This is a genomic window from Massilia sp. IC2-476 (assembly GCF_020707295.1).
Taxonomy (GTDB): Bacteria; Pseudomonadota; Gammaproteobacteria; order Burkholderiales; family Burkholderiaceae_D; genus Telluria.
Genome location: NZ_JAJFER010000008.1, coordinates 119,293 through 139,678 on the forward strand (window position 1 = coordinate 119,293; position 20,386 = coordinate 139,678).

Genomic DNA, 20,386 nt, shown 5'->3' on the forward strand with positions numbered 1-20,386 from the left:
CCCGCCAGGAACCGCCATGCCAGCCCAGCCCAGTGCTCCCAACGAACGCCAGCTCGCCCTGCCGCGACGCGCGCTCGCGCCCTGGGTCAAGAACCTGATCGGCGGCGGCTTCGAGGTCGTGCAGCCGCACCTGCCCGCCAGTCCCGACGCCCAGCTGGTGATCTACCTGCGCGGCGGCGCCACCCTGCTCGACGGGCAAGGCGCGGGCAGGCTGCCACCAGCCTTCCTGTCGGGACCGAGCCTGGCGCCGCGCCGCTTCGTGGTGGAGCCGGGCAGTGCCTTCATGTCGGCCGTGTTCCGCGCTTCCGGCATCCTGTATTGCTTCGGCATTCCGGCCGACTGCCTGGGCGCCGCATCGGTGCCGCTCGACGCCGTGATAGGCCAGGGGAACGCAGAGCGCCTGCAGGACGAATTGCAGCACGCGCGCGGCTTTCGCGAGCGCGTTCGCGTGCTCGAGGATTTCCTGCTGCGCCAGGCCGGGGACGGGCAGGGTGCGTCGCTGCCACAACTGTCCTTCGAGCGCCTGTTCCAGCCGGTCGGTACGCTTGCCGCCGACCTCGGCCTCGGCGTGCGCCAGTTCGAGCGGCGCTTCCTGGCGCACCACGGCGTCGCGCTGCGCGACTACCGTCGGCTGGCGCGCTTCGCGATGGCGCTGTCAAGGCTGATGCGCGAGGACAAGCGGCCGACGCTGGCGCAGGCCGCGCTCGACGCCGGCTACGTCGACCAGGCCCATTTCAGCCGCGACTTCCGCCAGTTCGTGGGCGATACGCCATCCGGCTTCCTGGCCCGGCGTGGCGACAGCGATTCCGGCTACCGCTTCTGGCAGTTCGGACGCGAAGAGCTCGATTCCTTCACGCGCTAGCGCGATGTCGTGTCGGTACAAGACACGACGCGCGCAAGACCGTATCGTCGCCCCTGTTAGAAGAAGGAGCCGACGATGGAACAACCCGTGCTGGAAGGCCAGCCGCTGGAAGGTCAGCACTATCTGCTGACGAATGTCGAACACCTGCTGTCCCACGCGCGCGGGAACAGCCTGTGGTACCTGTCCTTTGGCCTGGCCTGCTGCGCCGTGGAGATGATGCATGCCGCTTCCGCGCGCTACGACATGGACCGCTTCGGATGCATCCCGCGCGCCAGCCCGCGCCAGGCGGACCTGATGATCATCGCCGGTACGCTCACCAACAAGATGGCCACCGCGCTGCGCAAGGTCTACGACCAGATGCCCGAGCCGCGCTACGTCATCTCGATGGGGTCCTGCGCCAACGGCGGCGGCTATTACCATTACTCGTATTCGGTGGTGCGCGGCTGCGACCGCATCGTGCCGGTCGATGTCTACATCCCCGGCTGCCCGCCGACGGCCGAGGCGCTGGTCTACGGCATCCTGCAGCTGCAGCGCAAACTCGGCGAGCGGCGCCCGACGTCGATCGCGCGCTGAAGGCTCGAATGCGCTAGGATGAGGCATGCCCCTTCCGGGCGCAGGAGACCGGTATGCGGATTACTGCCTTTGTCGACAACTCCGCCACGGTGCATCAGGTTGCCGTGGATACCGACGGATCGCGCCAGTCGCTCGGCGTACCGCCCAAGGCGTCCGGGCCCGGATCGGGCGTCAACGGCGGCGAATTCTTGATGCTGGCGCTGGCCACCTGCTATTGCAACGACCTGTACCGCGAAGCGCGGCGGCTCGGCATCCCGCTCGACGCCGTGCAGGTCGAGGCCAGTGCGGACTTCCCGGGCGTCGGCCTGGCCGCCACCGATATCCGCTATCGCGCATCGGTGCGTTCGTCCGCCGCGCAAGACGACATCGCGCGGCTGCTGGCGGAAACGGATGCGGTGGCCGAGGTGCACAACACGCTGCGCGCCGGCTGCGCGGTCACGTTCGAACAGCGCTAGCCCGCCGGGGGACAGCCTCAGGCGCTGCGCCGTGCCAGGGCAGGAGCACCAACCGCAGACAGGTAGAGCAGCAGCGAGGCCACGCCGACGCCGAACATGGCCAGCGGCAGCATCAGCGGCCCGGACGCGCCGGCCAGCACGGCGGCGCCCACCAGCGGGCCGGCGGCGCGCGCCAGCAGTGCCGGCACCGACATCGCGCCGCTGATCGCGCCGTAGTGGCGTGCACCGAACATGGCGCGCGGCAGGGTGCCGCGCACGATCGTCAGCACCCCGTTGCTCATCCCGTACAGCGCGCAGAACAGTGCCACGGCCCAAGCCTGCGTGCCGAGCAGCGCCAGCACCAGGATGCCGAGCGGCAGGGTGGCGAACACGACGCGGCCGACGGCCTGTGGCGTGGCGCCCTTGGCCAAGACCCGCTCGCCGATGCGGCCGACGACCTGCATCGGACCGATCAGCGCCGCCAGCGTGACGGCGACCGTGGCCGGGTGGCCGAGCGTGCGCAGCAGCGGGATCAGGTGCAATGCCAGCGCGGTGAAGATGAACACGTTGGCGGCGAAGGCCACGGCCAGCTTCCAGAAGGCCGGATGGCGCACCGCTTCGCCCAGCGTGTGGCTGTCGCGCGGTGCGTCCGGCGCCGCGGGCGGATGGGGCGCATCGCGTCCCAGGCCCAGGTGCAGCGGCAGGCAGACGGCCAGTTGCAGCGCGGCGTAGGCGAGGTAGGTGTCGCGCCAGCCGAGGCGCGAGCCGAGCGCCATCGTCAGCGGCCAGAAGATGCTGCTGGCAAAGCCCGCAAACAGGGTGAGCGTCGAGATGGCGCGCGGGGCGCCCACGACGACCTTGCGGTTGATGGTGGCAAAGGCGGCATCGTACAGGGTGAGCGACATCGCGAGCCCGATCACGGTCCAGGCGCCGAAATAGGAGACGGTCCCCGTGCAGCGCGACAGCCATGCCAGGCCGATAGCGCTGGCTAGCGAACCGATCGCCATCACGTAGCGGCCGCCGTGGCGGTCGACCAGGGCGCCGATCGGCGTCGCCGCCACGCCCGACACCAGCAGGCTCCAGGAATAGGCCGCGAACGCGGTTTCGGCGCTGATGCCCAGGTCGCGACGGATATCCGGCGCCAGCACCGCGAACGCATAGTAGAGGGCTCCCCATGACGCGATCTGCGTGATGGCGAGGATGCCGATGGTCCTGCGTGCTGCTGACAAAACTGATCTCCCGGCGCGGTGGCGCAACCCATGACTCTACCGCAGCCGGGCTATTCATGCCGGGTGTCATCATCCTGTCAAATTATTTCGATAATATTCGAAGCATCCGCTATACTTCGATAACTATGGAAATGACGAAAGATACTCCCATGGATACCAAGGCCGCCATCGCGGCGCTGGCCGCGCTGGCCCAGGAGTCGCGCCTGGCCGTCTTCCGCCTGCTGGTGCAGGCTGGCCCCGCCGGCATGGCGGCTAGCCGCATCGCCGAGGCGCTCGGCATGCCCGCCTCCTCGCTGTCCTTCCACCTGAAGGAGCTGAGCCACGCCGGCCTGATCATCCCGCAGCAGCAGGGGCGCTTCATCATCTATGCGGCGCAGTTCGAGACCATGAACGGGCTGCTGTCCTTCCTGACCGAGAACTGCTGCGGCGGCGATCCCTGCCTCCCGTCCTGCTGCACGCACACCTGAGCCATGCACATTCTGTTCCTTTGCACAGGCAATTCCTGCCGTTCGCTCATCAGCGAAGCGGTCTTCAACCATCTCGCGCCGCCTGGCTGGCGTGCCCTGAGCGCCGGCAGCCAGCCGGCCGGTCGCCTGAACGCGCGTGCGCTGCAGCTGCTGGCGAAGAAAGGCATACCAACCCAGGGCTACTACAGCAAGTCCTGGGATGCGCTGCCCGTGACGCCCGACGTCGTCGTCACCGTTTGCGCCAGCGCCGCCGGGGAGACCTGCCCGGCCTACCTCGGCCCGGTCCTGCGCACCCACTGGGGCGTGGAAGACCCGAGCCACGTGGTCGGGACGCAGGAAGACATCGACGCCGCCTTCGACAAGGCCTACACCATCCTGCGCGGACGCATCGAGGCTTTCCTGGCCCTGCCGCTGGACGAAATGGCGGGCGACCGGGCGCGCTTCAAGGCGGAGCTGGACCGCATCGGCGCCCTGCTGCCGGCCTGAGGGAAGACTTTGCTGCCCGCCTTCCTGATCTTCCTGGCCACCCTCATCCTCGTCATCTGGCAGCCGCGCGGCCTCGGCATCGGCTGGAGCGCCGCCGCCGGCGCCGTCGCGGCCTTGCTGGCCGGCGTGGTCAAGGTGAGCGACATCCCTGTCGTCTGGCACATCGTGTGGAACGCCACCGGCGCGTTTGTCGCCGTCATCATCATCAGCCTGCTGCTGGACCGGGCCGGTTTCTTCGAGTGGGCTGCGCTGCACGTGGCGCGCTGGGGCCGAGGCAAGGGACGGCGCCTGTTCGTGCTGCTGGTGCTGCTGGGCGCCGCGGTGGCGGCCCTGTTCGCGAACGACGGCGCGGCCCTGATCCTGACGCCGATCGTGATCGCCATGCTGGCCGCGCTGCGCTTTTCTCCAAAGGCGACGCTGGCCTTCGTGATGGCGGCCGGTTTCATTGCCGATACCGCCAGCCTGCCGCTGGTCGTGTCGAACCTGGTGAACATCGTATCCAGCGATTACTTCAACATCGGGTTCGCGCGCTACGCCGCCGTGATGGTCCCCGTGAACCTGGTATCGGTCGCCGCCACGTTGGGTGCGCTGGTCTGGTTCTTTCGCAGGGACATCCCGGCTGACTACGACCTGGCCCAGCTCAAGCGCCCGGAACAGGCGATCCACGACCGCGCCACCTTCCTCACCGGCTGGTGGGTGCTGGCGCTGCTGCTGGTGGGCTTCTTCTGGCTGGACGAGGTCGGCGTGCCGATCAGCGCCGTGGCTGCGGCCGGCGCCTTGCTGCTGCTCGCCGTGGCCGCGCGCGGGCACCGGATATCGACGCGCGAAGTGGTGCGCGGCGCACCCTGGCAGGTGGTGGTGTTCTCGCTGGCGATGTACCTGGTGGTCTACGGGCTGCGCAACGCCGGTCTCACCGATTACCTGACGGCGCTGCTGGAGCGCTGCGCCGCCCACGGCGTGTTGGGCGCGGCGCTCGGCACCGGCTTCATCACGGCGATCCTGTCTTCGATCATGAACAACATGCCGACCGTGCTGGTGGGCGCGCTGGCGATCGATGCCAGCGCGACCACCGGCGTGGTGCGCGAAGCCATGGTGTATGCCAACGTGATCGGCGCCGACCTCGGGCCGAAGATCACGCCGATCGGCAGCCTGGCGACGCTACTGTGGCTGCACGTGCTGGCGGCGAAGGGCATTCGTATCTCATGGGGCTATTATTTCCGGGTCGGCCTGACGCTGACCCTGCCGATCCTCTTCGTCACCCTGGCCGCGCTGGCCCTGCGCCTGGGCTGACGCCGAACTGCCAAGGCTGAACATGGACAAGATCCCGAATCTCCCCAACATCGATCCGGCGCAGCTCGACCTGCCCAGCATGGACAAGCTGGCGCCGCTGGGCGAGCTGAGTCATCCGCCGCGCATCCTCCTGCTCTACGGCTCGCTGCGCGAGCGCTCGTTCAGCCGCTTCCTTACTTACGAGGCGGCGCGCATCCTGGAGCACTTCGGCGCCGAGGTGAAGATCTTCGACCCGATGGAGTTGCCGATGGTCGGCAGCGTGCCTGAAACCCACCCCAAGGTGGTCGAACTGCGCGAGCTGTCGCTGTGGTCGGAAGGCCAGGTCTGGTGCAGCCCCGAGCGCCATGGCGCGATCACCGGGGTGATGAAGAACCAGATCGACTGGATCCCGCTGGAACAGGGGGCGCTGCGTCCCAGCCAGGGCCGCACCCTGGCATTGATGCAGGTCTGCGGCGGCTCGCAATCCTTCAACGTGGTCAACACCATGCGCCTGCTGGGACGCTGGATGCGCATGTTCACGATCCCGAACCAGTCCTCGGTGCCGATGGCCTACAAGGAGTTCGACGAGGAAGGGCGAATGCGTCCCTCGGCCTACTACGACCGGGTGGTGGACGTGATGGAGGAGCTGTTCAAGATCACCCTGCTCATGCGCGGGCGCGTCGATTACCTGACCGACCGGTATAGTGAGCGTAGTGAACGGGCGCTGCGCAAGGTGAACGCCCAGATCGAACGCCTATAGGAGGATCGATGACGCCGACACGGGTACGACTGAGCAGGAAAAAGGGCTGGAAGCTGCCGCCGAACACGGTCTCGGTGGCGCGCCCCGGCCGCTGGGGCAATCCGTTCTCGGTCGTGCCGGATGCCGTGCCGGGTACGCCGGTGGGTAGCCGCTACGTCGCGATGCCGAGCATTCCGGAAGCGGTGGCCGCCTTCCGGCGCTGGGTCGAGGAAGATCCGGCGGGACGCCGGCTGGCACAGGAAGCGCAGGAAGTCCTGCGCGGGAAGAACCTGGCCTGCTGGTGCCCGCTCGATGGTCCCTGCCATGCCGAGGTTCTGCTCGACATCGCCAACCGCTGAACTTAGCGCCTAACAATTCCCCGCATGGCTGCGTTGCAGCGTCTCGCTGTACTAGCGTACTGTCTTCGTGGTCCGCCACTGCGGCGCTGCGCCTTGCCCTGGGGGTTCTGTTAGGCGCTATTAAAAAAATGTTATTTAACAGCGACCACGCTGCCAATGCCCGACACCGACTTGTTCACCACGCGCGGGTTGCCGTAGTAGCTGAGGTTGCCCATGCCGCGCACGTTGGCGTTGAGCTTGTCCTTGGCATAGATGTTGACGGAGCCGATGCCTTCGAAGCTGACGTCCACTTCCTGCGCAATCAAGGCCTTGGTGTCGACTTCGCCCACACCCTGGGCGCGCAGGGTCAGCTGGCGCACTTCGCCATCGATCGCCAGGCGGCCGGCGCCGCGGTAGTTGACGACGAGGCGGTCGCCGCGAATCTTGTTCAGGCGCATCACGCCGGCGCCTTCGCCCTTGAAGGTCTGCAGTTCCGGCAAGGTAACAACCACGCGGTCGCTGGTTTCGATGCTGTTGCGGGTGCTGTCCTTCATGTCCAGGCGCAGTTCGCCGTCCACCACCTCGCTGGTCACGCGGGCGATGAAGCGCGGGTCACCGTAGACTTTCAGCGAATACGATTTGCCGGCTTCCACCGTCAGGCTCACCGGGCCGTGCACGGCGATGCCCTTGAACGGCGACACGCTACGCGCTTGCTCATCAGCATGAGCGCTCATCGAAGCGATGGACAGGACAGCGGCGAGGATCAGGCGTTGCATGGTGGTCTCCGGTAAGTGGTATGAGGCCATTGTAGGGAGACGGGGCAGGCCGGGTTGCCGTTTGCGACGAACTGCAAAAAACCGGGATTGGACTGCCGCGATGGCGGAATGGTCGTTTGTATAAGACGCGAAAATTGCCTGTTCGGAAGTCGTCAATACGAGTGTGTGCGCTGTTGCACATTTGTCCTGCCAGATAGTGAAAAATAGGTGCGCACGATTGGTTCCGTGACAATATTGTCGAGGAGTTAAGGCTATAATTTTCTTCGTCCACTTGCGTAGCCAAAACCATGCACATCTCTACCGTCAACTTACCTGAAATGAAGCTCGCCGGGCTGCCGCTCGCAGGGCCGCTGTCGGTTCTGGAAGCGGACCTGCCGGACATCTGGAGCAGCCTGCTGGAGCGCGAAAGCGAACTGGGCGACATCAAGGGCCCGCGTTACGCCGTCCGGCTGCAGAACAAGGATGGCGTGCGCCTCGAATGCGTCGGCGTCGAAGTCTCCGACCTGAATAATCTGCCGCCAGGCATGATCGGGCTGCACATCCCCGAGCGCCGCTATGCGATGGTGACCCATCGCGGGCCGGTCACGCGCACCCAGGCCACCTACCTGACCGGCTACGCCACCATCGAGCAGCTGGGCATGGTGCCCGATGAAGAGGGCTGGCGCATCGAGCGCTACGACCGGCGCTACACGCCGGCGATGGACGATGGCAACCGCCCGGACAACGCCTACGACATCCTGATCCCGCTGCTGTAAGCGCTGCCCTGAATTGGTGCCGGTATGTTTTCCTACCGCCGGCCCCGGTAGGGCGGCTTGCGCCGCCGGTATCCCTTCCCAAGGACACATGCATTCTGCCCGCCGAATGTGACCGGCGTTTGACAAAGCATGCGCGCCCGCGTTGCCGGCCACATCGTCGTCAATATTCCAGCTGGTAATAAAAGCGCGGATAATGCCTGCTTTCCCGCAACCCGGAGCAGGCAGTGCAAGACCACGATTCCCACCCCGACGATCCGGCGCGCCGACGCCTGATGCAGGCCGCCGCCGGCCTGACGCTGGCCGTGCCCGGCCTGGCCGAGGCCGCGCCGGCGAAACGGGCCGCGCCCCGCGCCGCCAGCTCGCTCGACGCCAAGCTGCGCGAGCGCGTCAAGAACGTGGTCGTGATCTACCTCGAGAACCGCAGCTTCAACAACCTGTTCGCCGACTTCCCGGGCCTGGCTTCGCCCCTGTCCGGCCTGGCGCCGGAAGCCTGGCGGCAGAAGGACCGCGACGGCTCGGTCCTGCCGACGCTGCCGAAGATCTGGGGCGGCATGGTGCCGGGCCGCCAGAACCTCGGCGGCAAGGACTATCTCGTCAAGGAGGACGACATCCAGGGCCTGCCGAACGCGCCCTGGAAACTGGTCGACCTCGAGGGCAAGCCGCTGCCGGAAGGGATCATTACGCGCGACCTGACCCACCAGTTCTATCACAACCAGATGCAGATCAACGGCGGGCGCAACGACGGCTTCGTGGCCTGGGGCGATTCCGGCGCCCTGGTGATGGGGCAGTACGGCGAGACCAGCAAGAACCTCGGCCTGTGGCAGATCGCGCGCGAGTTCACGCTGTGCGACAACTTCTTCATGGCTGCCTTCGGCGGCTCCTACCTGAACCACCAGTTCCTGATCAGCGGCCGCACGCCGGAATACTTCCACGCCGCCTCGACCCCGGCGAAGTCGAAGATCGCCGTCACCGCCGACGGCCCGACCGGCTCGCGCCTGGCGCTGGCGCCCGACTCGCCCAAGTCCGCCCTGGAAGGCAAGCCGAAGTTCGTGCATCACGGCGCCATCACGCCGGACGGCTACGCGGTCAACACCATGGCGCCTCCCTACCAGCCGACCTGGGTCAAACCGGCGCCGGGCGGCGACCCGATGCTGGCCGATCCGCAGGACCCGTCGACCCTGCCGCCGCAGAGCTACAAGACGATCGGCGACCTGCTGAGCGAAGCCGGCGTGGGCTGGGCGTGGTATGGCGGCGGCTGGCAGGCCGCACTCGACGGCCGCGGCCAGGGGCAGCGTCCCAATTTCCAGTATCACCACCAGCCCTTCAACTACTTCAAGCAATTCGCCCCGGGCACGAAGGCGCGCGCCGAGCACCTGCGTGACGGCGGCCTGGGCGATAGCCCGATCTCGAACCGCTTCATTGCCGACGCGGTGGCCGGCAAGCTGCCGGCGGTCGCCTTCTACAAGCCGCAGGGCAACCTCAACCTGCACGCCGGCTACTCGGACATCGAGTCGGGCGACGCCCACGTGGCCAACGTGATCGAGCACCTGAAGAAATCGCCGCAGTGGAAAGACATGGTGGTGGTCATCACCTTCGACGAGAACGGCGGCTGGTGGGATCACGTGGCGCCGCCCGAGGGCGACCGCTGGGGACCGGGCTCGCGCGTGCCGGCCATCGTGGTATCGCCACACGCCAGGCGCGGCGCTGTCGACCACAACTTCTACGACACCACCTCGATCCTGCGCTTCATCACGCGCCTGCACGGCCTGCCGTTGCTGGAAGGCCTGGCCGCGCGTAACGCCGCCTTCGCCGCGCGCGGCGCGCGTCCGCCGGGCGACTTGAGCGCGACGCTGCGCTTCCGCTGAGCGCGTTTCTATTTCCTGCAAGCCAGTCTTCGGACTGGCTTTTTTCTTTGTTTCGGGACACTTGCTGGACAGGTATTGCGATACGGCTAACGTGCGCTGTTCTGCAATACGCAGCGCTACACTCGAAAGCGCTCGACATCGTGTGATGTCAGAGGGAGACGCCGCCATGGGCGGCAGCCCAACCCACCGAAAAAAACAGGAGAACATCATGCAGAAGAATCAAGTCGTCAAGAAATTGCTCGCTGTGACTGCCGTTGCCGCCATGTTCAGCGCCTTCGGCGTGCAAGCCCAGACCAGCGGCCAGACCGCCCAGTCGATGAGCAACCAGAGCGCCACCGGCAAGCAGAACATGACCGGCAAGACCGCCGCCGACGGCACCGTCAACAACACCAGCAGCCAGGGCATGGAAGACCGCAGCGGCCAGGTCGGCGCATCCGGCGCCGCCGGCGCCACCGGTTCGGGCGCGGCCAAGCTGAGCGCGGCCGACAAGAAGACCATCACCGACATGGCGCTGGCCAACATGGCCGAAGTCGAGACCGGCAAGCTGGCCCTGAGCAAGAGCCAGAACGCCGACGTGAAGACCTTCGCCCAGCAGATGATCGACGACCACGGCAAGGCCCTGACCGAAGTGCAGGCCCTGGCCCAGCAGAAGGGCGTTACCCTGCCGACCGAACTCGATCCCAAGCACAAGGCCATCTCGGCCAAGCTGGAAAAGCTGAGTGGCGAGGCCTTCGACCGCGAGTACATGAAGACCGTGGGCGTGACCGACCACAAGCAGACCCACAGCAAGCTGGAGAAAGGCTCGAAGAGCGCCAAGGATCCGGACGTCAAGGCCCTGGCCGCCAAGCTGATGCCGACCGTCGAGCAGCACCTGAAGGCAGCCCAGCAGATGTCGTCCGCCAAGTCGGGCACGACCTCGGGCAAGTAATCGTTTGAAGCGAGGCTGGCGCAAGCCGGCCCGGCAGAACTCGCCGGCGGCCATGGCCGCCGGCGAGCACGTCAAGGCATCAAGGAGCAATCATGCATAAACGACCGCGCATCCATTCCGCGCTTGCGCTGTCCATCGCCGGCCTGCTGTTCACGGCCGGCGCAGTACAGGCACAGACCGCCCAAACCGCCGCGCAGGGCACGGCGCCCGCGGCAGCCAAGGCACCCGCCAAGCTCGACCGCGCCGACCGCGCGGCGCTGACAGACATGGCCCAGGCCAACATGGCCGAAATCGCCACCGGCAAGCTGGCCCTGAGCAAGGCCGCCAATCCGGAAATCAAGGCCTATGCCCAGCGTATGGTCGACGAACATACCAAGGCCCTGGCCGAGGTGCAGGCGCTGGCCCAGGCCAAGGGCGTCGAGCTGCCGAAGGAGCTGACCGTCAAGCACAAGGCCAAGGGCACGATGCTCGAAGCACTCAGTGGCGACATCTTCGACCGCACCTACATGAAACAGTCGGGCCGGCGCGACCACCGCACCACCCACGAAAAGCTGCGCGACGGCATGGACAAGATCAAGGACCCGGACATCAAGGCCCTGGCCATGAAGATGCGCCCGGTCGTCGAGCAGCACCTGCTGGCGGCGGACGAACTGATCGCCCGCACGGCGCGCAACGCCACCGGCACGGCCGGCACGCCGGGCAACGACACCAGCACCGCGACCGGCAAGGAGCCGACGCCGATGAAGAAGTGAGGACGCGCCCGAACGGCGCCCGTCACGCAGCGCCCTGAAGGCGCCCCGACCGGTTCAGGCCGGCGGGGCGCCTTTCCATTTTCCCTCGATGCGCTCGATGGCGATCTCGATGCCGACGATCGCCCTGAGCATGCCGTCGATATAGGCGGGCGGCGCGTCCGCCACCGACCAGGGCTGCGGCTGCGGCGCTTCGTGGTGCCGCGTCTGCCCGTGCAGGAAGTCGAGCAGCCAGGCCGGATCCTCGATCGCGCGCAGGCGGCCGTGCACATGCACCACGTGGTAGTCCCAGGTCGGCACCACGCGTCCGCCCGTCTCCAGTTTTTCCTGCTGGTCGGGCGGTACATAGGCTGCGGGGCCGCGGAACACCGCCAGCACCTGCTGGCCGGCGCGGCGCCAGACCGGGTTGGCGCGCGCCACGTGGGCGCGCAGCAGGCCCGCGCCATCGGACCCTGCGGGGACGTATTCGAAGGGCAGGTGATCGGCGTCAGGCAGGGCGCCATCGTGTGTGACGAGCATGCCCAGCGCATGCGCGCGGATCAGGTCCTGCATGGCCTGCGGGTCGTGCTGGCGGTGGCGGGTCGGCAGGTACATCAGCGCGCCCCCACGACGATCACCGCGGTCTTGAGCGAATTCGCGATGTAGCAGCGCTCGTGGGCGGCGTGGTGCAGCGCGTCCAGGTCGGCCGCGCCTGGCTGGCGCTCTCCCGCGAACACGATGGCGGGCCTGAGCTCGATGCGCGTCATCGCCACGCGCCCGTCCTCGTCGGCGCCGAGGAAACCGACTGCGCGGTCGAGATAGCTGTCCACCGTGAAGCCCCCCTGCTGCGCCAGCGACAGGAAGAACAGCATGTGGCAGCTGGCGGCTGCGGCCACCAGCGCTTCTTCCGGATCGAGCGCCGCCGGATCGGACATCGGCAGCGGCACCGACAGCGGCGAGGACGAAGCCCGCAGCGTAAGCCCGCCATCGAACCCCCAGTCGTGGGCGCGGCTGTAGCGCCCGTCCACGAAAGCCTGGCCGGCGCGCTGCCAGGCCACCTGTGCTTCGAACTCCTTCATTTCCCCTCCGAGCTAGTAGAGTCACCATCCTAGCGGGCGACTTGGCTTGCTCAAAGTGCCAATCCGGGCGAAGATGAGCGTACCAATCATGCTGATCCACGAACTCATCGCCGCGGCGCCGCTGGAGCGCACGGCCGCCATCCCCCTGTTCCGCCAGCTCTACGCGCGGCTGAAGGAAGCCATCCTGCACGGCCGCCTGGCGCCGGGCGCGCGCCTGCCGCCAACGCGCGAGCTGGCGCAGCAGCTGCAGGTCTCGCGCCAGACCGTGCTCGCGGCCTACGAACAGCTCACCGCCGAGGGCTACCTGCGCGGCGGCGTGGGGCAGGGGACCTTCGTCGATGCGGCGCTGCCGGCGGCGCGGCAGGAACACACGGCGGCAGGCGCCGCGCCCGACCTGCTGCGCCCGCTCCCGGCGCGCGGCGCGGCGCTCGCCACCAGCATGGCGCGCGTGCGCCACCACCAGGGGGAGCTGCGCACCTTCCGGCCCAGCATGCCGGGCCTGGACCTGTTCCCCTTCGAGACCTGGCGCAAGCTGGAAGCCCACCACTGGCGCCGGCGCGCGCTGCCGCTCGGTTATGGCGCGGCGGCTGGTCACGCGCCGCTGCGCGAGCTGCTGTGCGCTTACCTGAACGCCTCGCGCGGGGTGCGCTGCACGCCCGAACAGGTGATCATCACCACCGGCTCGCAGCAGGCCCTGTACCTGCTGGCGCAGCTGCTGCTGGCGCCGGGCGACGGCGTGTGGCTCGAGTCTCCTGGCTACCAGGGCGCCGCCGCGCCCTTCGAGGTCGCGGGCGCGCGCATGTGCCTGGTGCCGGTCGATGAAGAAGGCATGGACGTCGCCCATGCCGCCGCGCGCTACCCGGACGCCGCGATGGTGTTCGCCACGCCTTCGCACCAGCTGCCGCTGGGCGTGACCATGAGTTTGGCGCGGCGCCTCGAGCTGCTGCGCTGGGCGCAGGCGAAGCGCGCCTGGATCGTCGAGGACGACTACGACAGCGAATACCGCTATACCGGCCCGCCGCTGGCTTCCCTGCAAAGCCTGGACCGGGCCGGCTGCGTGATCTATGTCGGCACCTTCTCGAAAGTGCTGTTCCCCGGCCTGCGCCTGGGCTATGTGGTGGCGCCGCCCGCGCTGGCCGGGGCACTGGCCCAGGCCAAGGCCGTGGTCGACCGCCACAGCCCGATCGTGCCGCAGGCGGTGCTGGCCGACTTCATCCGGCAAGGCCATTTTGCGCGCCACATCCGGCGCACCCGCGAGGCCTATGCCGAACGGCGCGCGGCGATGCTGGAAGCGCTCGACCAGCACCTGGGCGGCATGCTGGCCTGCGGGCCAAGCGATGCGGGCCTCGACCTTTGCCTGCATTTCACGGGGCACGGCGATGAAGCGCAGGCGGTCGCCCGCGCCGCCGCGGCGGGCGTGGAAGTGCGCCCGCTGTCCTACTTCGCCCATCCGCAGGCAGGGCCTGCATGCGCTGTCGCGCCCGGGATGCTGCTCGGCTTTTCCGCCTTCACGCCGCAGCAGATCCGCGCGGGCGTCGCACAACTGGCGCAGGCGCTGAAGGCCTGAGGCACGCACGACGCAGGCTGCGCTTTACCTGCTCATCCATTGCCGATACCATCTTCCAGACCATGATGGAAACGTTGCCAAAACAAAGGAGAAGAGGATGAGACAATTGTTTGCAGTGCTGCTTGCCTGCGCCCTGCAGTGGGCGGGGCAGGCCGCCGCCGATGAACCCCAGGCAGTCGACGTACAGCTCGCCGGCCAGCCGGCAGCCGCCGCCCGCGACAGCGCCCTCATGGCGCCGCTGCAGAACATCCACGGCCGCAGCCACCTGAGCCTGAACGGCCGCTGGAGCTACATCATCGACCCCTACGAGAACGGCTACTACGACTACCGGCGCCAGGCCTTCGACGCATCGAAGAGCGGCAAGGGCGGCTTCTACGACGACCGCAAGCCGAAGGACAAGGGCGACTGGGTCGAGTACGACTTCGACCGCGCCCCGACCATGAAGGTCCCGGGCGACTGGAACTCGCAGGCCGAGAAGCTGCAGCTGTACGAAGGCACGGTGTGGCTGCGCCAGGTCTTCGAGGCCGATCCCAAACCCGGCAAGCACTACGTGCTGTACTTCGGCGCGGTCAACTACGAAGCCCACGTCTACCTCAACGGCAAGAAGCTCGGCATGCACAAGGGCGGCTTCACGCCCTTCCAGTTCGACGTCACCGGCCGCCTGGCCAAGGGCCGCAACGTGGTCGTGGTCAAGGCCGACAACACGCGCCGCCAGGACGAGATCCCGACCGTGAACACCGACTGGTGGAACTACGGCGGCATCACGCGCGACGTGCTGCTGGCCGAACTGCCGTCCACCTACATCGCCGACTACAAGCTGCAGCTGGCCAAAGGCAATGCGCGCCGCCTGCAGGGCTTCGTGCAGGTGGCCGGGGCGAAGAAGGCGGGGCAGGTGCAGCTCGCGATTCCGGAAGCAGGGTTGAAGGCCAGCGTGCAGCTGGACGCCAACGGACGCGCCGCGATCGACCTGCCGGTCGGGAAGCTCGACTACTGGTCGCCGCAGCAACCGAAGCTGTATGCGGTCGAACTCTCCGCGGGCGGCGACCTGGTGACAGACCGCATCGGCTTTCGCACTATCGAGACGCGCGGCCAGGACATCCTCCTGAACGGCAAGTCCGTGTTCCTGCGCGGGATCTCGCTGCATGAAGAAAATCCCCTGATCCCGGGCCGCCTGCGCGGCCAGGGCGACATGCGCATGCTGCTGCAATGGGCCAAGGAACTGAACTGCAATTTCGTGCGCCTTGCCCACTATCCGCACAGCGAAGAGATGACCCGCCTGGCCGACGAAATGGGCCTGATGGTGTGGGCCGAAGTGCCGGTCTACTGGACCATCTCGTGGACCAATCCGGCGACGCTCGACAACGCCGCCACCCAGCTCGGCGACATGATCGTGCGTGACAAGAACCGCGCCAGCGTCATCGTGTGGTCGGTCGGGAACGAGACCCCGATCAGCGCGCCGCGCAACGCCTTCATGGGCAGCCTGGTGCGCACTGCGCGCTCGCTCGACGACACCCGCCTGGTGGCGGCCGCGCTCGAGATCCACCGCAAGGGCAGGGACATCACGATCGAGGATCCGCTGGCCGAACTGATCGACCTGGCCAGCTTCAACGAGTACGCCGGCTGGTACTGGGCCAGCAATGCCGAGATGCTCGACTTCCGCTTCGACATCCGGCTTGACAAGCCCGTGGTCGTCACCGAGTTCGGCGCTGACGCCCTCGGTGGCTACCACGCCGATGCCGACACGCGCTGGAGCGAGGAATACCAGGACCGCCTGTACCAGAACCAGTTCAAGATGCTGTCCGGGATTCCCGGCCTGCGCGGCATGACGCCCTGGGTGCTGGCCGACTTCCGCTCGCCGCGGCGCCAGCATCCCTACTTCCAGGACTTCTGGAACCGCAAGGGCCTGATCTCGGACGACGGCAAGAAAAAGCAGGCCTTCTGGACCCTGAAACAGCACTACGACGCGGTACAACGCCGCTACGAAAAGTAAGACCCATCCTGATGCTGGTCGTTTAAGAGCTAACGCCACGCGGTCAGATCACAGTACGGCAGCCCGCGCAGCTGTTCGTATCACAACGATCACCGCGTGGGCGGGGAACTCGCCCACCCTACAATGTTGGTCTCGGACGACGGCAAGAAGAAGCAGGCTTTCTGGACCCTGAAGCAGCACTACGACGCGGTCCAGCGGCGCTACGAACGGTAGGCGCGTTACCCGCAATGGGTAGCGCCGGCACTCCGGCGCTACCCCTGGCAGTCGTGATCCATGCATAACTTATTATTATAAGTTTTAGAACATTATCGACTTCAAGTAAACATTTGGAGTAAAAAAGTCAATGCTTTGGCTTTGATTTAGATAAAAAAAAATTATCTTTTTTCACTAACCTTGAGCTCGCCACTTGGCGTATAGTGCGGAAAAACAAGAGTGATACTCACTAAGTTTGTGAGTAATACTTACTTAAATATAAATACAAACACGATGGCGCTACGGAGGAGACTTCGATGTGACGCCCCCGTGATCCAAAACCGAACTACGCGCAATCATGAGTATTGTCGACGTCGATGTCCTGCTCCAGGAAGTGGAGACAGGCATGCCTTGCGGGCCGAACCTGGAGTACGACCCGCTCTTCCTCGAGCTCGAGCAGAACGCCCAGGGCAAGCCCGAAGTCCAGTACGGCGCCACCCTGGTCCCGGCCGTGCCGCCCGAATGGAAGGTGGTCAAGAAGCAGGCCTTCGAGCTGCTCGGCCGTTCGCGCGACCTGCGCGTCGCCGTGCTCCTGCTGCGCAGCCTGCTGGCCCTGCACGCGATTCCCGGCTTTGCCGACGGCGTCCAGCTGCTCGAGCGCCTGGTCGACGAGCGCTGGGACAGCGTCCACCCGCAGCTCGACCCGGACGACGACAACGACCCGACCCTGCGCCTCAACTCCATCGCCACGCTGCTGGACGCCGCGTCCATCATCCGCGACCTGAAGGACACCGCCTTCATCCAGCTGCCCAACCTCGGACCGCTGTCGGTGCGGGTGCTCGAGGTGTCGTCCGGCGAGACGCCGCCCCCTGCCGGCCAGTCCGCGATTGCCCAGGCCTCGATCGATGCCGCGCTGCGCGACGTGCGCCCTGAAGCCATGCTGGAAGCCGCGGGCGCCGTCGCCCGCGCCCACGACAGCGTGGAACGCTTGGAGGCCGCGCTGGTGCGCCAGGTCGGCGCCGCCAATGCGATCGACATGGGCATCCTGAAGCGCCAGCTGCGCCGCATGCGCGACGTGCTGGCTCCCCACCTGCCGCAGACGGAGGAGCTTGACCCCATGGCCGACACCCCCGCTTCCGAGGAGCCGGCCGGCGCCTCCGCCGCTGCGCCTTCCTCCGCACCCGGCCCCATCAGCGGCGAGATCAACAGCCGGGCCGACGTCGTGCGCATGCTCGACAAGATCCTGGCCTACTACCAGCGCAACGAACCCTCCAGTCCCGTGCCGATGCTGATCGAGCGCGCCAAGCGGCTGGCACCCAAGAATTTCTTCGAAATCATGGAAGAACTGGCGCCCGAGAGCGTCAACCAGCTGAAGATCCTGCGCGGTCCGGAAGCCGCCTGAGCGGCGATGCCGGCACTGCCTGGATCGTCCAGGTAACAAGCGTGTAGTCCAATCCTGAAGGAGTCAACCGTGGGCAAAGAGAGTAGCCAGAAGTTCATCGCGCGCAACCGTGCGCCGCGTGTGCAGATCGAATACGACGTCGAGGTCTATGGCGCCGAGAAGAAGGTCCAGCTGCCGTTCGTGATGGGCGTGCTGTCCGACCTGTCGGGCCAGCCGGCCGAGCCGCTGGCGCCGGTCGCCGACCGCAAGTTCCTCGACATCGACGTCGACAACTTCGACGAGCGCCTCAAGGCCATGAAGCCGCGCGTCGCGGTGCAGGTGCCGAACACCCTGACCGGCGAGGGCAACCTGGCGGTCGACCTGACCTTCGAGAGCATGGACGACTTCACCCCGGCCGCGATCGCCCGCAAGGTCGAGCCGCTGAGGAAGCTCCTGGAAGCACGCGGCCAGCTGGCCAACCTGATGACCTACATGGACGGCAAGACCGGCGCCGAGGAACTGATCGGCAAGCTGCTGGCCGAACCCGCCCTGATGCAGGCGCTGACCTCGGCGCCGAAGCCCGCCGACGAATCCGCCGACGCAGCCGCCCAATAAAGGAGAAGACGATGTCTGAAGCACTCGCAGAAGTACAGCAGGAGTCCGGCACGCTCGAGATGAGCGACTTCGGGGCCCTGCTGCAGAAAGAATTTAAGCCACAGTCGGACAAGGCCAAGGAATCGGTCGAAGTCGCAGTGCGCACCCTGGCCGAACAGGCGCTCAGCGGATCCAACCTGATCTCCGGCGACGTGCTGGCCACCATCCAGAGCCTGATCGCCGCGCTCGACAGGAAGCTCACCGAGCAGATCAACCTGATCATGCACGCCGACGAGTTCCAGAAGCTGGAAGGCGCGTGGCGCGGCCTGCACTACCTGGTGAACAACACCGAAACCGACGAGATGCTCAAGATCCGCGTGATGAACATCTCGAAGAACGACCTGGCCAAGTCGCTCAAGAAGTTCAAGGGCACGGCCTGGGACCAGAGCCCGCTGTTCAAGAAGATGTACGAGGAAGAGTACGGCCAGTTCGGCGGCGAGCCCTTCGGCTCGATCGTGGCCGACTACTACTTCGACAACAGCGCCCCGGACGTCGAGCTCCTGACCTCGATGGCCAAGATCTCGGCCGCCGCCCACGCGCCCCTGATCAGCGGCGCCGCCCCGTCGGTGATGCTGATGGAATCCTGGAACGAGCTGGCCAACCCGCGCGACCTGACCAAGATCTTCCAGACTCCCGAGCATGCCGCCTGGCGCTCGTTCCGCGAGTCCGAGGATTCGCGCTACGTCGGCCTGGCCATGCCGCGCTTCCTGGCGCGCCAGCCCTACGGCGCCAAGACCGACCCGGTGGAGGCCTTCGACTTCGAGGAAGACACCAGCGCGCCCGGCTCGAAGAACTACGCCTGGGCCAACGCGGCCTACGCGATGGCAGTCAACATCAACCGCTCGTTCAAGGAATACGGCTGGTGCTCGCGCATCCGCGGCGTCGAATCGGGCGGCGCGGTCGAAGGCCTGCCGGTGCACGCCTTCCCGACCGACGACGGCGGCGTGGCCATGCAGTGCCCGACCGAGATCGCGATCTCCGACCGGCGCGAAGCGGAACTGGCGGCCAACGGCTTCATGCCGCTGGTGCACAAGAAGAACACCGACTTCGCCGCCTTCATCGGCGCCCAGTCGATGCACAAGCCGGCCGAGTACGACGATCCGGACGCCACCGCCAACGCCAACCTGGCCGCGCGCCTGCCTTACCTGTTCGCCACCTGCCGCTTTGCCCACTACCTGAAGTGCATCGTGCGCGACAAGGTCGGCTCCTTCAAGGAGCGCGCCGACATGCAGCGCTGGCTGCAGTCCTGGATCATCAAGTACGTCGACGGCGACCCGACCAACTCGAGCGAAAGCACCAAGGCGCGCAAGCCGCTGGCCGCCGCCGAAGTGGTGGTCGAGGAAGTCGAGGGCAACCCGGGCTACTACAGCTCCAAGTTCTTCCTGCGCCCGCACTACCAGCTGGAAGGCCTGACGGTGTCCCTGCGCCTGGTGTCGAAGCTGCCATCGGCCAAAGGCTGATTTACCAATTCATGTAGCAACGCGCGGGCAAGCCAGCTTGCCCGTTCACTCACATCGCCGGTACGTCCGGCAAACTAGGGAGAGATGCAATGGCATTAGATATGTTCATCAACATGGGCGAAACCATCAAGGGCGAATCGGCCGACTCCGTGCGCGGCGCGAAGGGCGACATCGACGTCCTGGCCTGGAGCTGGGGCATGTCGCAGTCCGGCACCACTCACATGGGCGGTGGCGGCGGCGCCGGCAAGGCCAACTTCCAGGACGTGAGCTTCACCAAATACGTCGACGCGTCGAGCAACGCGATCATGACCGCCCTGGCGAAAGGCACCCACATTCCGAAGGTGCAGCTGCTGGTGCGCAAGTCCGGCGAAGGGCAGCAGGACTACATGCACATCATCATGGAAGAAGTCATGGTGACCTCGCTCTCGACCGGCGGCAGCGGCGGCGAAGACCGCCTGACCGAAAACGTCACCCTGAACTTCGCCAAGGTCACCTTCGGCTACAAGCCGCAGAAGTCGGAGGGTGGCCTGGAGGCGGTCAAGCCATTCGCCTGGGACATCGCCGGCAACGTGGCCGGCACGGCCCAGGACGTCGCCTAAGGCACGCAGGTCCGG

The 20,386-nt window shown here is 66.6% G+C and carries 22 protein-coding genes; 18 read left to right on the forward strand and 4 right to left on the reverse strand.

Annotated features, from left to right (window positions below; genetic code table 11):
• Positions 1 to 16 precede the first annotated feature (16 nt).
• The 3 genes from LK539_RS19725 to LK539_RS19735 all read left to right on the forward strand — a co-directional run bounded on the left by LK539_RS19725 (position 17) and on the right by LK539_RS19735 (position 1,890).
• A complete protein-coding gene (locus LK539_RS19725; protein WP_227802764.1) occupies positions 17 to 862 on the forward strand; it encodes a helix-turn-helix domain-containing protein in 846 nt (281 codons plus the stop codon).
• 75 nt (positions 863 to 937) lie between these two features.
• Positions 938 to 1,435, forward strand: coding sequence for an NADH-quinone oxidoreductase subunit B family protein (locus LK539_RS19730; RefSeq protein ID WP_227802765.1), 498 nt, complete (start codon positions 938 to 940; stop codon positions 1,433 to 1,435).
• A 53-nt stretch (positions 1,436 to 1,488) separates the two neighbouring features.
• The gene (locus LK539_RS19735) at positions 1,489 to 1,890 is read left to right on the forward strand and encodes an OsmC family protein (RefSeq protein WP_227802766.1); all 402 of its coding nucleotides are present in this window, start codon (positions 1,489 to 1,491) and stop codon (positions 1,888 to 1,890) included.
• A gap of 17 nt (positions 1,891 to 1,907) precedes the next feature.
• On the opposite strand, the gene LK539_RS19740 is transcribed toward LK539_RS19735, so the two are convergent.
• The gene (locus tag LK539_RS19740) at positions 1,908 to 3,098 is read right to left on the reverse strand and encodes an MFS transporter (RefSeq protein ID WP_227802767.1); all 1,191 of its coding nucleotides are present in this window, start codon (positions 3,096 to 3,098) and stop codon (positions 1,908 to 1,910) included.
• A 149-nt stretch (positions 3,099 to 3,247) separates the two neighbouring features.
• Here LK539_RS19740 and LK539_RS19745 point away from each other — a divergent pair, with 149 nt between their 5' ends.
• The 5 genes from LK539_RS19745 to LK539_RS19765 are packed head-to-tail and all read left to right on the forward strand — an operon-like array spanning position 3,248 to position 6,418.
• Positions 3,248 to 3,565, forward strand: coding sequence for a helix-turn-helix transcriptional regulator (locus LK539_RS19745; RefSeq protein WP_227802768.1), 318 nt, complete (start codon positions 3,248 to 3,250; stop codon positions 3,563 to 3,565).
• A gap of 3 nt (positions 3,566 to 3,568) precedes the next feature.
• Complete coding sequence (locus LK539_RS19750) at positions 3,569 to 4,051, forward strand: arsenate reductase ArsC (RefSeq protein WP_227802769.1); 483 nt, start codon at positions 3,569 to 3,571, stop codon at positions 4,049 to 4,051.
• A gap of 9 nt (positions 4,052 to 4,060) precedes the next feature.
• Positions 4,061 to 5,341, forward strand: a complete 1,281-nt coding sequence (locus LK539_RS19755; protein WP_227802770.1) for an arsenic transporter — start codon at positions 4,061 to 4,063, stop codon at positions 5,339 to 5,341.
• A gap of 22 nt (positions 5,342 to 5,363) precedes the next feature.
• On the forward strand, positions 5,364 to 6,080 hold the full coding sequence (gene arsH / locus LK539_RS19760; protein ID WP_227802771.1) for an arsenical resistance protein ArsH: 717 nt from the start codon (positions 5,364 to 5,366) through the stop codon (positions 6,078 to 6,080).
• Between the two features lie 8 nt (positions 6,081 to 6,088).
• Positions 6,089 to 6,418: a DUF4326 domain-containing protein gene (locus LK539_RS19765; protein ID WP_227802772.1), complete on the forward strand. Its 330-nt coding sequence runs from the start codon at positions 6,089 to 6,091 to the stop codon at positions 6,416 to 6,418.
• Positions 6,419 to 6,549: 131 nt separating this feature from the next.
• Here the strand turns inward: LK539_RS19765 and LK539_RS19770 are convergent, their stop codons facing one another.
• Entirely contained in the window at positions 6,550 to 7,173 is a 624-nt protein-coding gene (locus LK539_RS19770) for a GIN domain-containing protein (RefSeq protein ID WP_227802773.1), read from the reverse strand.
• A gap of 287 nt (positions 7,174 to 7,460) precedes the next feature.
• Between LK539_RS19770 and LK539_RS19775 the strand changes: the two genes are divergently transcribed.
• The 4 genes from LK539_RS19775 (at position 7,461) to LK539_RS19790 (ending at position 11,473) form a co-directional block, all read left to right on the forward strand.
• Positions 7,461 to 7,928, forward strand: coding sequence for a GyrI-like domain-containing protein (locus LK539_RS19775; protein WP_227802774.1), 468 nt, complete (start codon positions 7,461 to 7,463; stop codon positions 7,926 to 7,928).
• Between the two features lie 272 nt (positions 7,929 to 8,200).
• Positions 8,201 to 9,793, forward strand: a complete 1,593-nt coding sequence (locus LK539_RS19780) for an acid phosphatase (RefSeq protein ID WP_227802940.1) — start codon at positions 8,201 to 8,203, stop codon at positions 9,791 to 9,793.
• A 208-nt stretch (positions 9,794 to 10,001) separates the two neighbouring features.
• Positions 10,002 to 10,721 (forward strand): DUF4142 domain-containing protein, encoded by a 720-nt coding sequence (locus LK539_RS19785; protein ID WP_227802775.1) that lies wholly within the window; start codon positions 10,002 to 10,004, stop codon positions 10,719 to 10,721.
• 92 nt (positions 10,722 to 10,813) lie between these two features.
• Positions 10,814 to 11,473, forward strand: coding sequence for a DUF4142 domain-containing protein (locus LK539_RS19790; RefSeq protein WP_227802776.1), 660 nt, complete (start codon positions 10,814 to 10,816; stop codon positions 11,471 to 11,473).
• Between the two features lie 54 nt (positions 11,474 to 11,527).
• On the opposite strand, the gene LK539_RS19795 is transcribed toward LK539_RS19790, so the two are convergent.
• Positions 11,528 to 12,064, reverse strand: a complete 537-nt coding sequence (locus LK539_RS19795) for an FMN-binding negative transcriptional regulator (protein ID WP_227802777.1) — start codon at positions 12,062 to 12,064, stop codon at positions 11,528 to 11,530.
• The gene (locus tag LK539_RS19800; RefSeq protein ID WP_227802778.1) at positions 12,064 to 12,528 is read right to left on the reverse strand and encodes an OsmC family protein; all 465 of its coding nucleotides are present in this window, start codon (positions 12,526 to 12,528) and stop codon (positions 12,064 to 12,066) included. The genes LK539_RS19795 and LK539_RS19800 overlap by 1 nt, the downstream gene beginning before the upstream one ends.
• 73 nt (positions 12,529 to 12,601) lie before the next feature.
• Here LK539_RS19800 and LK539_RS19805 point away from each other — a divergent pair, with 73 nt between their 5' ends.
• The 6 genes from LK539_RS19805 (at position 12,602) to LK539_RS19830 (ending at position 20,371) form a co-directional block, all read left to right on the forward strand.
• Positions 12,602 to 14,095, forward strand: coding sequence for a PLP-dependent aminotransferase family protein (locus LK539_RS19805; RefSeq protein WP_227802779.1), 1,494 nt, complete (start codon positions 12,602 to 12,604; stop codon positions 14,093 to 14,095).
• A gap of 97 nt (positions 14,096 to 14,192) precedes the next feature.
• Complete coding sequence (locus LK539_RS19810) at positions 14,193 to 16,085, forward strand: glycoside hydrolase family 2 protein (protein ID WP_227802780.1); 1,893 nt, start codon at positions 14,193 to 14,195, stop codon at positions 16,083 to 16,085.
• Positions 16,086 to 16,635: 550 nt separating this feature from the next.
• Positions 16,636 to 17,679, forward strand: coding sequence for a type VI secretion system protein TssA (tssA, locus tag LK539_RS19815; protein WP_227802781.1), 1,044 nt, complete (start codon positions 16,636 to 16,638; stop codon positions 17,677 to 17,679).
• Positions 17,680 to 17,748: 69 nt separating this feature from the next.
• The gene (gene tssB, locus LK539_RS19820; RefSeq protein ID WP_227802782.1) at positions 17,749 to 18,273 is read left to right on the forward strand and encodes a type VI secretion system contractile sheath small subunit; all 525 of its coding nucleotides are present in this window, start codon (positions 17,749 to 17,751) and stop codon (positions 18,271 to 18,273) included.
• Positions 18,274 to 18,284: 11 nt separating this feature from the next.
• The gene (gene tssC / locus LK539_RS19825; RefSeq protein ID WP_227802783.1) at positions 18,285 to 19,772 is read left to right on the forward strand and encodes a type VI secretion system contractile sheath large subunit; all 1,488 of its coding nucleotides are present in this window, start codon (positions 18,285 to 18,287) and stop codon (positions 19,770 to 19,772) included.
• Positions 19,773 to 19,861: 89 nt separating this feature from the next.
• Entirely contained in the window at positions 19,862 to 20,371 is a 510-nt protein-coding gene (locus tag LK539_RS19830) for a type VI secretion system tube protein Hcp (RefSeq protein ID WP_227802784.1), read from the forward strand.
• The last annotated feature ends 15 nt before the right edge of the window (positions 20,372 to 20,386 follow it).